Genomic DNA, 14180 nt, shown 5'->3' on the forward strand with positions numbered 1-14180 from the left:
GGATCTATCCTTTCTGGACCCGGCGGCGGTGGCGCAGCCGATGCATCAGTTCGTTCCCCCGGCCGAAGTAGTCGTGCAAGGTCTGGTACTCCTCGAACATCTCCTGGTACGCCTCGACGTTGGCCTCGATCGGCCGGTAGGCCGCACGGCGTACCGACCCCATCGCCCGTGCGGCCGCGTGGATGTCCGGATATGCGCCCGCTGCCACGGCCGCGTGGATCGCCGAGCCCAGCGCGGGTCCCTGCGGCGATCCGATCACCGACAACGGCAGGTTCACCACGTCCGCGTAAATCTGCATGAGCAGCTCGTTCTTGATCAGTCCACCCGCGACGATCAACTCCCGCACCGGGACGCCCGCGTCGATGAACGTGTCGATGATCACGCGGGTGCCGAACGCGGTCGCCTCCAGCAACGCCCGGTACATCTCCTCCGGTGTGGTCGCCAGGGTCTGGCCGACGATCACGCCGGACAGCTCGTGGTCGACCAGCACGGACCGGTTGCCGCTGTGCCAGTCGAGCGCCACGAGCCCGTGCTCGCCGATCCGTTGCCGTGCGGCGAGTTCGGTGAGGTGCTCGTGCACCGAGATGCCCTTGGCCTTGGCCTGCTCGTGGTACTCCGCCGGGACGCACGTGCGCACGAACCAGGCGAAGATGTCCCCGACGCCGCTCTGCCCGGCCTCGTAACCCCACAGCCCGGGGACGATTCCGCCGTCCACCACGCCGCACATCCCGGGCACCTCGGTCAGGGTGGTCCCGTTCATCACGTGACACGTGGAGGTGCCCATGATCGCGACCATCTGCCCCGGCTCGACGGCCCGCGCCGCCGGCGCGGTGACGTGGGCGTCCACGTTGCCCACCGCGACCGCGATGCCCTCCGGCAGCCCGGTCCACTCCGCCGCCTGGGCGGTCAGTTCGCCCGCCTTGTCGCCCAGCTGGCCGAGCGGGTGGTCGAGCTTGTCGGCCACGAACCGCTCGAACCCGGGGTTCAGCTCACGCAGGAAGTCCGGGCCGGGGTAGCCGCCGTCCTGGTAGATGCCCTTGTACCCGGCGGTGCAGGCGTTGCGCACGTAGTTCCCGGTGAGCTGCCAGACGATCCAGTCCGCCAGTTCGACGAAGTGCCGCATGGCCGCGTACACCCGCGGGGCCTCTTCGAGGATCTGCAGTCCCTTGGCGAACTCCCACTCGGAGGAGATCAGGCCGCCGTAGCGCGGCAGCCACTTCTCGCCACGGACGCGGGCCAGGTCGTTGATCCGGTCGGCCTGGGGCTGTGCGGCGTGGTGTTTCCACAGCTTGACGTACGCGTGTGGTTCGTCGGCGAAGTCGGGCAGCTCGCACAACGGCGTGCCCTGGTCGTTCGTCGGGACCATCGTGCACGCGGTGAAGTCCGTGGCAATCCCGATCACCGCGGCGGCGTCCAGTCCGGTCATCGCCTCGCGCACGGACCGGGACATCGCCTCGATGTAGTCGGCCGGGACCTGCAACGCCCAGTCCGGTGGTAACGGCCGCCCGCGCAAAGCCTGGTCGACCACGCCGTGCGGGTAGTCCGCGACCGCGGTGCCCAGTTCGGCCCCGTCCCGCACGCGCACCACGACCGCTCGCGCGGACAGCGTGCCGAAGTCCACACCGACCACCAGAGCGTCATCTGCTGGCACGTGCCCTCCTCTGAGTTAGCGCTAACACAACGTCCCTGCCACTACCCTCGACCCCGCTCCCCTGCTATCGCGCGCGCCGGCTGACCAGCCGTTGCAACACGATGAACACGAACAACAACGCACCGATCACGATCTTGGTCCACCACGAGCTGAGGGTGCCGTCGAAGGTGATCAGCGTCTGGATGATGCCCAGCACGAGCACGCCCAGAACGGTGCCGAGCACGTATCCGGTGCCACCGGTGAGAATTGTGCCACCGATGACGACCGCCGCGATCGCGTCCAGCTCCATCCCGACGGCGTGCAACGCGTTGCCGGACAACGTGTAGAACGCGAGCAACACCCCGCCGAGCGCCGAGCACAGCCCGCTGATCGCGTACACCGTGATCTTCGTGCGTGCCACCGGAAGACCCATCAGCATCGCCGACTGCTCGCTGCCGCCGATCGCGTACACCGTCCGGCCGAGCCGCGTGAAGTGCAGCACGTACGCGGCCACCGCCAGCACGATCACGGCGATCACGACACTGGTCGACACGTGCATGCCGCCCGGCAGTGACACCGGGGTCTGCGCCATGGTCGTGAAGAACCCGTCGGTGATCGAGATCGACTCGACGCTGATCGTGTAGCAGAGGCCTCTGGCCAGGAACATCCCGGCCAGCGTCACGATGAACGGCTGCAGCTCGAAGTAGTGGATCACCGCGCCCATGCCGAGACCGAGCGTTCCCCCGATCACGAGCACGAGCACGAGCACCACGAGCGGGGACACCCCGGCGGCGAGCAGTCTCGCCGAGACCAAAGTGGACAGTGCGACGACCGCGCCGACGGACAGGTCGATGCCGCCGGTCAGGATCACGAACGTCATCCCGATCGCCACCACGAGCAGGAAGGCGTTGTCGATCAGGATGTTCAGCACGACCTGCCCGGACGCGAACGCCTCGTACTGCGCCGCGCCGAAGCCGTACGCCCCGACCAGCAGGGCGAACGTGGCGATGATCGGCAGGTAGCGCTGCCGTGACGCGGTGAGCGTCGTCATGCCGACACCTCCACCTTCTCGTCCTGGCGGGCCCGGGTCACCGGTTTGGGCTTACGACGGCGGACCAGCTTGCGACGGAACGCCGGCGACTGCACCAGGCACACCGCCATCACGACCACGGCCTTGAACAGCAACGTGGTCTGCGGCGGGATGCCGAGCGTGTACACGGTCGTGGACAACGTCTGGATCAGCAACGCGCCGATCACCGTGCCCGCGAACGAGAACCGGCCGCCGGTCAGTGCCGTTCCGCCGATCACCACGGCCAGGATCGCGTCCAGCTCGATCCACAGCCCCGCGTTGTTGCCGTCCGCGCTGGACACGTTCGAGCTGATCATCAGCCCGGCGATGCCCGCGCACAGGCCGCACACCACGTACGTCAGCCAGATCAGCCGCCGTGACCGCACCCCGGCGAGCCTGCTGGCCTCCGGGTTGCCGCCGACCGCTTCCAGCAGCATGCCCAGCGCGGACTTGCGGACCAGCAGCGACGCCAGTACGAACACCGCGACCGCGATCAGGATCGACACCGGCAACGTCAGCACGAAGCCGCCGCCGATCGCCTGGTACGGCGACGAGTTGACGGTGATGATCTGGCCGTCGGTGATCAGCTGGGCGAGCCCGCGGCCGGCCACCATCAGGATCAGGGTGGCGATGATCGGCTGGATGTTCAGCACCGACACCAGCACCCCGTTGCACGCGCCCAGGACGATGCTCAGCCCCAGCGCGATGCCGACGGCACCGGCCGTGCCGCCCAGGCTGTCCTGGTTCTCCAGGCCGCTGAGGTGCAGGCACGCGATGGCCCCGCTGATCGCGACCACCGAGCCGACCGACAGGTCGATCCCGCCGGTGGCGATCACCAGCGTCATGCCGAGCGCGACCATGATCAGCGGCGCGCCGAACCGCAGGATGTCGATCAGGCTGCCGTACAGGTGTCCTTCCCGCAGTTCCACCGAGAAGAACGCCGGGTGCGCGATGAAGTTGCCCAGCAGCAGGACGATCAACGCCGCGGTGGGCCAGAACAGCCGGTGCTTGATCATTCCGCGCCTCCGTCCGCGATGGTCGCCATGATCTGCTCCGGTGTCAGCGCGTCGTTGTCCAGTTGAGCGACGACCTGCCTGTCGCGCAACACGAGCACGCGGTCGCTGAGCCGCAGGACCTCTTCCAGTTCCGCCGAGATGAACACCACGGCCATGCCCTCGGCCGCGAGTCGCGTGACGAGTTTCTGGATCTCGGTCTTGGCACCGATGTCGATGCCCCTGGTCGGCTCGTCCAGGATGAGCAGCCGGGGCTCGGTGATCAGCCAGCGGGCCAGCAGGACCTTCTGCTGGTTGCCGCCGGACAGCTCGCCCACCTTGGCCTCGGGGTTGGCCGGGCGGATGTCGAGTGCCTTGATGCTGCTCTCGGCGATCTCCTCCTGCCGCTTGCGCGACAGGGGTTTGGTCCAGCCACGCGAGGCCTGGACCGCCAGCGCGATGTTCTCGCGGACGGTCAGGTCCTCGACCAGGCCCTCGGTCTTGCGGTTCTCCGAACAGAACGCGATGCCGCGGGCGATCGCCGCACGCGGCGTGCGCAACGACACCGGCTTGTCGTCCACGCGGATGGTGCCCTGGTCGGCGTGGTCGGCGCCGAACAGCAGCCGGGCCAGCTCGGTGCGCCCCGATCCGAGCAGACCGGCCAGCCCGACCACCTCGCCGCGCTGGATGCCGAGCGAGAACGGCTCGATACCGCCGGCCCGGCCGACTTCCTCGGCGCGCAGCAGTTCCTCCCGCACCGTGCGCTCCGGCCGGACCTGCTCGAGCTCGTCCAGCGTGGCGAGCTCCTTGCCGATCATCCTGGTGACCAGCTCCACCGGGGTGATCTCGGCGGTCTCGTACTCACCGACGAGTTTGCCGTTGCGCAGCACGGTCATCCGGTCGGAGATGGCGAAGACCTGGTCGATGAAGTGCGTCACGAACAGGATCGCCATTCCCTCGTCCCGCAGCGTGCGCATCACCGCCAGCAGCCGGTCGACCTCGTGGGAGTCCAAACTGGACGTCGGCTCGTCGAGCACGAGCACCCGCGCGTCGACGTCCAGTGCCCTGGCGATCGCGACCAGCTGCTGCACCGCGATCGACTGGGCCGACAGCGGCGCGCTGACGTCCAGCTCGAGGTCCAGCCGGGCCAGCAGTTCCTCGGCGCGGCGGCGCATCGGTGCCCACCGGATCCGGCCGAACCGGCGCGGTTCGCGGCCCAGCAGGATGTTCTCGGCGATCGACAGGTTCGGGCACAGGTTGACCTCCTGGTACACCGTGCTCACCCCGGCCCGCTGCGCCGCGGCCGGGCCGGTGAAGGACACCGGCTCGCCCGCCAGCTCGATCTCGCCGGCGTCCACCCCGTACACCCCGGTCAGCACCTTGATCAGGGTGGACTTGCCCGCGCCGTTCTCGCCCATCAGAGCGTGCACCTCACCGGGCAGCAGCCGGAAGTCCACGTCGTCCAGTGCGACCACACCAGGGAACCGCTTCCGGATTCCCGTCATCCGCAGAACCATCGGCGTCAGTACTGACGTTGCGGCAAGACCTCTTTGGCCTTGGCCTGGTCGAATTCGGTCTCCTCGGTCTCGATGCGCTGCGGCACCTGCTCACCGGCGGCGACCTTCTTGACGAGGTCCATCAACTGCGGTCCGAGCAACGGGTTGCACTCGACGATGTAGTTGATCTTCCCGTCGGCCAGCGCCTGCATGCCGTCCCGCACCGCGTCGATCGACACGATCTTGATGTCCGTGCCCGGCTTCTTGCCCGCGCCCTCGATCGCCTCGATCGCGCCGAGCGCCATGTCGTCGTTGTGCGCGTAGAGCACGTCGATCTTGCTCTGCGACTTCAGGAAGGCCTCCATGACCTCCTTGCCCTTGGCCCGGGTGAACTCACCCGTCTGCGAGGCGACCACCTTGAACTTCGAGGTCGACGCGATCGCCTCGGCGAAGCCCTTCTTGCGGTCGTTGGCGGGCGCCGAGCCCGTGGTGCCCTGCAGTTCGACGATGTTGACGTCCCCGGTGGCCGAGGCGAACTCCTTGGTCAGCCACTCCCCGGCCTTGCGGCCTTCCTTGACGAAGTCCGAGCCGAGGAACGTCTTGTACAGCGAGGTGTCCGGCGAGTCGATCGCGCGGTCGGTCAGGATCACCGGGATGTTGGCGGTCTTCGCCTCCTTCAGCACGGTGTCCCAGCCGGACTCGACCACCGGCGAGAAGGCGATGACCTTGACCTTCTGCTGGATGAACGACCGGATCGCGCGGATCTGGTTCTCCTGCTTCTGCTGCGCGTCGGAGAACTTCAGGTCGATCCCGGCGGCCTTGGCCGAGTCCTGGATCGACTTGGTGTTCGCGGTGCGCCAGCCGCTCTCCGCCCCGACCTGCGAGAACCCCAGCGTGATGGTGCCACCACCCCCGCTGCCCGGTGTCTGACCCCCACCACCACCCGCTTCACCGCACGCGGTGAATAACGTGAGACTGACGATCCCGGCCGCGACGGCGGCCAGCTTCCTGTACTTCATGGGCGGCTCCCAACACTCATAGCGACTGTTAGCGCTAACACTCACAAGTGGCGACTTATCGCGACAGGACGCACGGGCGTACTACCGGGGTCCGGTGCTTTCCCGGACGATCAGCTCGGCGGGGACCAGGTCGCGGACCTGCGGCTGGCGACCGGCGATCCGCTCGGCGAGCTGCCGGAACGTGCGTCTGCCCACTTCGATGAAGTCCTGACGGACCGTGGTCAACGGCGGGCTGAAGTAAGCGGCCTCCGGTACGTCGTCGAAGCCCGCGACATGGACATCCTTCGGCACGGCGATCCCCGTTTCGGAGAACGCGCGCAGCAGGCCCAGCGCCATCTGGTCGTTGGCGACGAAGACCGCCGTCAACCCCTTCTGACCAGCGAGCTCCCGTCCGGCCTCGTACCCCGACCGGGAACTCCAGTCACCACGCACCACGCGCGGCACCTTGGCACCGTGCCGTTCCAGCGTCTCCCGCCAGGCCAGCTCGCGATCCCGGGTCTCCAGCCAGTCCGCCGGACCGGCCACGTGCCAGACCGTCCTGTGCCCCAGCGCCAGCAGGTGTTCGGTGACCCGGCGGGCACCGTCGTACTGGTCGACCGCGCTGACCGGGACGGGAGCGTGCTCGCCGCCCCCGACAGCGACCAGTGGCACGTCACTCGGCATGTGCGCCAGTGCTTTGCCCGTCGCCACGTGCGGCGCGATCACCACGATGCCTTCGACCGCCTGGCGGCGCAGGGTCTCGATGGCGTCCGCGATCGACGTCCGGTTCGGGGCGCTGACACTGGTGATCGTGACCGAGTACCCGGCTTCCCGTGCGGCGTTCTCGATGCCGTACAGGGTGCTCGCCGGGCCGTAGAGGGTCGAGTCGAGCGCGACCACGCCGAGGTTGCCGGTCTTGCCGGTGACCAGGGCACGGGCGGCGGAGTTGGGCCGGTAGTCCAGCTTCTCGACGGCGGCCAGCACCCTGGCCCGCGTTTCCGCGCGGACCGGGCCGGTGCCGTTGATCACCCGGGAGACCGTCATGTGGGAGACGCCCGCGAGTTCAGCCACGTCCGTGAGGCTCGCATGCCGTACGCCTGTCATGACCACCTCCCGATCGCTTCGCTGCGGCGTGATGAGAGGCAGTGTTAGCGATAACACTCACGGGGTCAAGCAGCACACGCGTAACGGTCGAGTCACGAGCACGCAACCTGCCACCCTGAGTCGTGTGGTCACTACCCAGCCGACCATACCGCGTCGCGCCAGCGGATCCGAGCAGCCACTTCGATGAGCACCCGGCAAGCGGGACCACGAGCACGGACGAAGAATCCGCCTTCGGTCAACGTGCGAAGAGAACAGCGAGCGCGACGGCGCTGCCGAGCGGCACAAGGGCGAGCACCAGCCAGGCGACCGGCCCGAGGCCGAGCAGCGCACCACTGGCCGTACTGCCGATCAACACGGCCACACCACCCACCGAGGACAAGAACCCGAAATGGGCGCCCAATCGGCGTTCCCCAGCCAGAACCGGAACACGTTCCTGCGCGAACGGCACCGCGAGCATCTGCCCGGCGGTCAGCAGAACGACCATCAGGATCGCGGGCACCAAACCGGGAAGCGGTACCGCCACAACTCCGAACGCGGCCGCCATGAGCGCGAACCCGGCCACGACGGCACGACCAGGCCCCAGCACCCGCCGCGCGAACACCGTCGTCGGCATCTGTCCGACCACGACCATCACCGAAGCCAGCGCGAACAGCCAGCCCAGCGCGGCCTCGTCCCCCGTCGCGCCCCGCAGTTCACTGGGCAGGGCAAGGTAAAGCTGGTTGTAGGACACCAGATAGCCGGAGTACGCGACAGCGAAGACCACAAAGACCCGGTTGCGCAGGACCTCACGCCACCCCGCGAGTACCGGTTCGTTCCTGTGCTCGCCGGCCCGGTGCGGCAGCAGAACCACGTGCCCGGCAGCGATCAGCACGAACAAGCCCGCCGCGATCCAGCAGGCAAGCGCGAAATCGGTCAGGACAAGGGCACCGAGCAGCGGCCCCACCACCGCTCCCGCCTCACCACAGATCGCCAGCAGCGCGAACGCCGTCGCCCGCAACTCCGGCCCCGCTTCGCGCGCCAACGACGCCTCGACCGCCGGGGAGAACAGCGCGCCCGCGAACCCGGTCAGCACCGCCCCCGCCAGCACGCCGGGCAGCGTGCCGGAAACCGCCAGCAGCACAAAGCCGCCCACGCGGACGACGCAGCCGGCGAGGATCACCGGCTTGGCACCGAACCGGTCGGTCAGCGTGCCGCCCACGAGGAAAAGTCCCTGCTGACTGAAGGTCCGCAGGCCGAGGACAAGCCCGACGACCCAGCCCGCCAGCGCGAGGTCGCCGGTGAGATGCCCGGCCAGATACGGCAGGACGAGGAAGAACCCGATGTTGAACAGCAACTGGGTGCCGACAAGCATCCGGGCGACCGGCGGCAGCACGCTGAACCGCGTCAACGCCTGACGACGCGTACTGACAGACGCGGACACCGCACTCCCCGGAAATGGTTGATCAGATGGGAACACCGTAACGGTTTTCATTATCGAAGGCACGGCCCCGTGACCGAAGCCACTGGCAAGCGGAGTCCAGCATGGACGGCGGCGTGGTGTGCCCGGACGGCCTCGGAGGAGTGGGCTGGGAGCCGTTGGTGCAGCGTCAAAGACGCGGGCCGCCCCGGCCGAGCCCGCGAGGGGAATTTCAGAGTGCCGGAACGGCGGACACGGGGTGCCGGAACGGTCGACACGGGGTGCCGGAGCGGTGGACACGAGGCTTGGGGACCCCGGGCGGGGTGATTGGCGGTGTGTGCTTGACCGGTGACTGAGCGCGTCCTACTGTCGAAGCACCTCGTCGGATGTTAACGATAACATTCGCCGTGCCGTGAAGGGGTCAACGATGTCCCGGTTCATCAGCTTCATCGCCATCATCGTCCTCGCGTGTGGCCTGACCACCGGTTCCGTGTCCGCCGCGCAGGAACCGTACGCGGGGTACGCGTTCTTCTACTTCACCGGTGAGGGCACCGCGAACGGTGAGCAGATCTACCTCGCCACCAGTCGCGGCAACGACCCGCTGAAGTTCGACGAACGCAACAACGGCCAGCCGATCCTGACCTCCACGCTGGGCGACAAGGGCGTGCGCGACCCGTTCATCATCCGCGCCCCGCAGGGCGACAAGTTCTACCTGCTCGCCACGGACCTGAAGATCCACGGCAACGGCGACTGGGACAAGGCGCAACGGCACGGCAGCCGGTCGATCATGGTCTGGGAGTCGGCCGACCTGGTGAACTGGTCGGCGCAACGCTCCGTCCAGGTCTCGCCGCCGACCGCGGGCAACACCTGGGCGCCGGAGGCCTACTGGGACGACGAACGCGGTGTCTACGTCGTGTTCTGGGCGTCCAAACTGTACGCGGAGAGCGATCCCGGCCACACGGGTTCCAGCTACAACCGGATGATGTACGCGACCACGCGCGACTTCGTGACGTTCAGCGAAGCCAAGGTCTGGCTGGACCCGGGCTACTCGGTGATCGACTCGACCGTGATCAAGCACGACGGCGTCTACTACCGGTACACCAAGGACGAACGCGATCCCAGCTCCTCCAGCCCGTGCAGCAAGTTCATCGTCGCGGAGAAGGCCACCGACCTGCTAGACCCGTCGTACGACTTCATCAGCGAGTGCATCGGCAAGCCGGACATCAGCCGTGGCGAAGGCCCGACCGTGTTCAAGTCGAACACCGAGAACAAGTGGTACATGTTCATCGACGAGTTCGGCGGCCGTGGCTACGTTCCCTTCGAGACCACCGATCTGACCAGCGGCAAGTGGACGGCCTCGGCAGGTGCCCAGCTTCCGGCGTCGCTGCGGCACGGCACTGTCCTGCCGATCACCAAGGCGGAACACGACCGGCTCACCGGCGGACCCGTGCCACCGGTCAAGGCGGACCACAACGGACTCGTGGCACACTGGCCGCTCAACGCGAACACAGGCACAAAAGCCAAGGACATCACCGGACACGGCTACGACGGCACGCTGTCCGGTGACGCCACCTGGTCCAACGGATCACTGTCGTTCGGCGGGAAGAACGGCTTCGTCGACCTGCCGGACAACATGCTGTCCGGAGTGGACGCCGTCACCGTGGCCGCTGACGTCTACGTCGATCCCGCGCAACAGACACCGTACTTCTTATACGGCTTCGGCAATACCGGCGCGACAGGCACCGGGAACGGCTATCTGTTCAGCACAGGCGGCAGTGCGGACAGTGGCTTACGCGCGGCGATATCCAGTGGTGACTGGCGTTCCGAGCAACAAACGGCAGCGTCCACCGGCCTGTCCCGAGGCGCCTGGCACAACCTCACGTACACCATCGGAGACGGCAAAGCAGTGCTGTACCTCGATGGACTTCCGGTGGCGCGCAATGACAACGTCACGCGGAAACCGTCGGACATCGGCGGTGGCCGGACGGCGGCGAACTACCTCGGGCGGTCGCAGTACACGGCGGACAAGTACTTCCAGGGCCGGATGAAGGACGTCCGGTTGTACAAACGGGCCCTGAGCGCCGCCGAGATCGCCGCCCTGCCGGGCAACATCACCACCATCCGGTCGGTCACGATGCCCGAACTGAAAGTGCCCGCGATCATCGACGTGACCGCCGGAACCGTCGTCCTGCCGGTCAAGCCGGGGACCGACCTGCGCCGCCTGTCCCCTGCCTTCGAACTGGCGAGCGGCGCGGCCATCCGGCCGGGCAGCGGCCAAGTGGTCGACCTGAGCAAGCCGATGACGTACCGCGTGCTCGCACCACGCGGAAACACTCGCGTGTGGACGGTCAGCGCCCGGGAGATGCGCAGCCCACTGCCGCCCGGCCTGAACGCCGATCCCAACATCGCGGTGTTCGGCGACACGTACTACGTGTACGCGACCACGGACGGCTTCCCGAACTGGGGCAGCACCACCTTCAAGGTCTGGTCGTCGAAGGACCTGGCCACCTGGACCGATCACGGCGTGGCGCTGGACCTCGGGCCAGACGTCTCCTGGGCGGACAACAACGCGTGGGCACCGGCCATCGCGTACCGCGACGGGAAGTACTACTTCTACTTCTGCGCCGAGGCCAAGATCGGTGTCGCCGTCGGTGATTCGCCCACCGGCCCGTTCGTCGACTCGGGCCGGCCGCTGGTCAGTCGCAACCCCGACAGCGGACAGGCCATCGATCCGGCCGTGTTCACCGACGACGACGGCAAACCATACCTCTACTGGGGCAATGGTTCCGCCTATGTCGTGCCGCTCAACGAGGACATGATCTCGTTCGACCCGGCCGCCGTGCGACGGATCACCGGCCTCGCCGACTTCCGTGAAGGCCTGTTCATGGTGAAGCGGAAGGGAACCTACTACCTCAGCTGGTCGATCGACGACACCCGCAGCGAGAACTACCGGGTCGCGTACGCCACCGCCGACAGCCCGGCCGGGCCCTTCACGAACCGTGGCGTGATCCTGCGCAAGGACCTGTCACTGGGCATCAAGGGCACCGGCCACAGCTCGATGGTCCGGATCCCCGGCACCGACGAGTGGTACATCGCCTACCACCGCTTCGCCATCCCCGGCGGTGACGGCACCCATCGCGAGTCCACAATCGACAAACTGACCTTCACCGACGACGGCATGGTCGCTCCGGTCGTGCCCACCCTGGAAAGCGTGCGACCACGACCGATCGAATAACCCTGCACACCGAAAGGTCCCACCATGACACACACCCGACGAACATTCCTGGCCGCCGGCTGCGGCGGCCTGCTCAGCACGGCCATCGCGGGCTCGCCGGCGAACGCGGCAGCCTGGGAAACCGTGATCGACGGCTCGTTCGCGAGCTATTCGACGCTGGAGTCCGCGTGGAACTACCGGTACCCGTGGGGTTCCGACCACAACGGCAGTGCCCGGATGTACGCCAGCGCCACCGACCACAACCACGTCTACCTGGAAAGCAACGGCGTCCTGGTGGTGAAGGCGACCAGGATCACCTGGGACGAAGGCACCAGTTCGGCCGATCCCCACCTGCCCATCCGATACCACTCCGGCGCCATCCACGCCCGTCAGCACGTCACGGTCTCCGACCAGTTCCCGAACTGGGAGGTCAAGGGCGAGTTCCAGGCCCCCTCGGCGCGAGGCACCTGGCCGGCGTTCTGGCTGACCGGCGCGAACAGCTGGCCGCCGGAAAGCGACATCCTCGAGTACAAGGGCGACGCCCGCAACTGGTTCAACACGTACCGCAACGCGAGCGGTGGTTGGTCCAACACCATCGTCAACGTCTCGAATCCCGGGGCGTGGCACGGCTACCGGGCGTGGATCACCAAGGCCAACGCGACCGACGTGGACATCCACTACTACCTGGACGGCAACTGGGTCGGCCAGCACCGCGGCGCGAACTTCGTCGGCAAGCCGATGTGGATCATCATCAACCTGCAGATGGAAGGGTCGTCCGGTTCACCCGGCCCGACCAGCGCCACCTACTACCGCGCACGCAACGTCTACGTCGGACGAACACGGGCCTGACTCCGTGCGTTGACCGCGGGCCTCCCAGCTCGACGCCGGTGTCATGACAGTGCTGGACATGTCGCAGATCCGCCACTCTCCGGAGCACACCGACGCGGCAATCCGGGCGCTTGCCGCCTTGAAGCGTCCCGCGATCACCTCTTCAGGGCGATGGGCCTGCCACGGGATCTGTTCGCCTGGAGCTGAGAACCCGTTGGTGATGAGCATGGACGAGCGCGCGCGTGCAGGCCTGCGTTCGGAGCAGACCAGGAGTGATTCCGTCGTGGTGTCCGTGCCGGGTCGACGTAGTCCGGCGGGGTGAACCAGGCGACGCCTCCGTCGAGCTTGACTTCCCACTCGCTACGGTGAATCAGCCGATGGTGCTGTCCACACAGGAGCACGAGGTTGCCCAGTGCGGTTGGCCCACCCCGCAGCCAGGACGTGATGTGGTGGCTGTGGCAGACACTGGCGGGCCGGTCGCACCCCGGGAAGGCGCACCCGCGATCCCTGAGCACCAGTCCACGCCGGATGTGCGCGGGCACGACATAGGCCGGAACCGCGACGTCGAGCGGTTTGGAATCTCCACCCATGACCGCGGGCAGCACGTGCGCGTCGCAGGCGATCCGCCGCGCCTCACCCGCGGTCAACCGGGTGCCGGGCAAGACCCGCCCGTCCACCGACTTGGTCAGCTCGTCCATCGAGATGGTGAACGCCACCTCGGTCTTGAACCCGTTGTGCGTCGGCAGATCCGGACAGTTCGCGGCCTTCTGCAGCACATCGGCGAAGGCATCCCCGCCACGCTCGGCATACCCGCGCGTGTCGTCCGCTTCGCGCTTTTCAAACGGCGCGAGCAGTGCGTCGAACAGAGCGGCCGTCTCTGCATCCAACCGTCCTTTGAACTCCATCCGCCCGTCGCGAAAGATGTGCCGCCGCAGTTCTCGTTCCGGTCGCTGCGGTTCGTCGTCGTTCGGTGCTGTGCCGTCCGGGTCGACGATGTCACGCACCCACCGCTCGCCGTACCGGGCCAGGGCGTTCGGGTCGTCCTCGGCGGCGCGTTCGACCATCAACTCTTCCGCCAATGCAACCTTGTCCGCCTCCACATGGTTGAGGCTGCCGACGAACTTGCGGATGACTTCAACCTGTCCGACGCTGATCTGACCGGCGGCGAGCTTCTTGGCGGTCAACGGAAGAGAGGCCTCGACCACGGCTCCGGTCGGAGTTTTCACATCGTGCAGGGCGGTGGCTTGGGCGATGCGCTGGTTGGCTTCACTGCGTGAGATGTTCTGGGTGTGGACGAGTAGTGCGGCGGTGTTGCTGTAGCCCAACTCGTACGCGGCTCCCCGGCCGTCTACTTCGGACAGGATGTCGAAGTATTCGGCGTAGTCCCGGAGTATCCGCCTGTGTACGGCGGTGAGCCGGGTGACAAGCTCGCGGTTGCCGAGCTGCCAGAGTG

At 67.4% G+C, this 14180-nt stretch carries 10 protein-coding genes; 2 read left to right on the forward strand and 8 right to left on the reverse strand.

Features of this window, described 5'->3' with window-relative positions; genetic code table 11:
- Nucleotides 1-4: 4 nt before the first annotated feature.
- From araB to GC106_RS22870, 7 genes are all read right to left on the reverse strand, one after another.
- Nucleotides 5-1651 (reverse strand): ribulokinase, encoded by a 1647-nt coding sequence (gene araB / locus GC106_RS22840; RefSeq protein WP_173134198.1) that lies wholly within the window; start codon nucleotides 1649-1651, stop codon nucleotides 5-7.
- 64 nt (nucleotides 1652-1715) lie between these two features.
- Nucleotides 1716-2681, reverse strand: coding sequence for a galactofuranose ABC transporter, permease protein YjfF (yjfF, locus tag GC106_RS22845; protein ID WP_173134200.1), 966 nt, complete (start codon nucleotides 2679-2681; stop codon nucleotides 1716-1718).
- Nucleotides 2678-3715 (reverse strand): ABC transporter permease, encoded by a 1038-nt coding sequence (locus tag GC106_RS22850; RefSeq protein ID WP_173134202.1) that lies wholly within the window; start codon nucleotides 3713-3715, stop codon nucleotides 2678-2680. The genes yjfF and GC106_RS22850 overlap by 4 nt, the downstream gene beginning before the upstream one ends.
- Entirely contained in the window at nucleotides 3712-5196 is a 1485-nt protein-coding gene (locus tag GC106_RS22855; protein ID WP_173134206.1) for a sugar ABC transporter ATP-binding protein, read from the reverse strand. The genes GC106_RS22850 and GC106_RS22855 overlap by 4 nt, the downstream gene beginning before the upstream one ends.
- Before the next feature lie 17 nt (nucleotides 5197-5213).
- Nucleotides 5214-6206 (reverse strand): ABC transporter substrate-binding protein, encoded by a 993-nt coding sequence (locus GC106_RS22860; RefSeq protein WP_173134209.1) that lies wholly within the window; start codon nucleotides 6204-6206, stop codon nucleotides 5214-5216.
- Nucleotides 6207-6287: 81 nt separating this feature from the next.
- Nucleotides 6288-7289: a LacI family DNA-binding transcriptional regulator gene (locus tag GC106_RS22865; RefSeq protein ID WP_173134211.1), complete on the reverse strand. Its 1002-nt coding sequence runs from the start codon at nucleotides 7287-7289 to the stop codon at nucleotides 6288-6290.
- A gap of 235 nt (nucleotides 7290-7524) precedes the next feature.
- On the reverse strand, nucleotides 7525-8709 hold the full coding sequence (locus GC106_RS22870) for an MDR family MFS transporter (protein ID WP_312872791.1): 1185 nt from the start codon (nucleotides 8707-8709) through the stop codon (nucleotides 7525-7527).
- A 403-nt stretch (nucleotides 8710-9112) separates the two neighbouring features.
- On the opposite strand from GC106_RS22870, the gene GC106_RS22875 reads away from it, so the two are divergent.
- Entirely contained in the window at nucleotides 9113-11920 is a 2808-nt protein-coding gene (locus GC106_RS22875) for a family 43 glycosylhydrolase (protein WP_173134217.1), read from the forward strand.
- 24 nt (nucleotides 11921-11944) lie between these two features.
- A complete protein-coding gene (locus GC106_RS22880) occupies nucleotides 11945-12748 on the forward strand; it encodes a glycoside hydrolase family 16 protein (RefSeq protein WP_173134220.1) in 804 nt (267 codons plus the stop codon).
- Nucleotides 12749-12882: 134 nt separating this feature from the next.
- Here GC106_RS22880 and GC106_RS22885 read toward each other — a convergent pair.
- On the reverse strand, nucleotides 12883-14180 hold a 1298-nt coding region (locus GC106_RS22885), incomplete at its 5' end, for an HNH endonuclease signature motif containing protein (RefSeq protein ID WP_173134223.1).

Origin of the sequence: Kibdelosporangium persicum (genome assembly GCF_013280595.1) — a bacterium.
Lineage (GTDB): Bacteria > Actinomycetota > Actinomycetes > Mycobacteriales > Pseudonocardiaceae > Kibdelosporangium > Kibdelosporangium persicum.

Excerpts from the sequence above, each read along its gene's own strand:
- yjfF (WP_173134200.1), bottom strand. The coding sequence starts at position 2,681 with ATGACGACGCTCACCGCGTCACGGCAGCGCTACCTGCCGATCATCGCC.
- GC106_RS22850 (WP_173134202.1), bottom strand. The coding sequence starts at position 3,715 with ATGATCAAGCACCGGCTGTTCTGGCCCACCGCGGCGTTGATCGTCCTG.
- GC106_RS22855 (WP_173134206.1), bottom strand. The coding sequence starts at position 5,196 with ATGACGGGAATCCGGAAGCGGTTCCCTGGTGTGGTCGCACTGGACGAC.
- GC106_RS22860 (WP_173134209.1), bottom strand. The coding sequence starts at position 6,206 with ATGAAGTACAGGAAGCTGGCCGCCGTCGCGGCCGGGATCGTCAGTCTC.
- GC106_RS22865 (WP_173134211.1), bottom strand. The coding sequence starts at position 7,289 with ATGACAGGCGTACGGCATGCGAGCCTCACGGACGTGGCTGAACTCGCG.
- GC106_RS22875 (WP_173134217.1), top strand. The coding sequence starts at position 9,113 with ATGTCCCGGTTCATCAGCTTCATCGCCATCATCGTCCTCGCGTGTGGC.
- GC106_RS22880 (WP_173134220.1), top strand. The coding sequence starts at position 11,945 with ATGACACACACCCGACGAACATTCCTGGCCGCCGGCTGCGGCGGCCTG.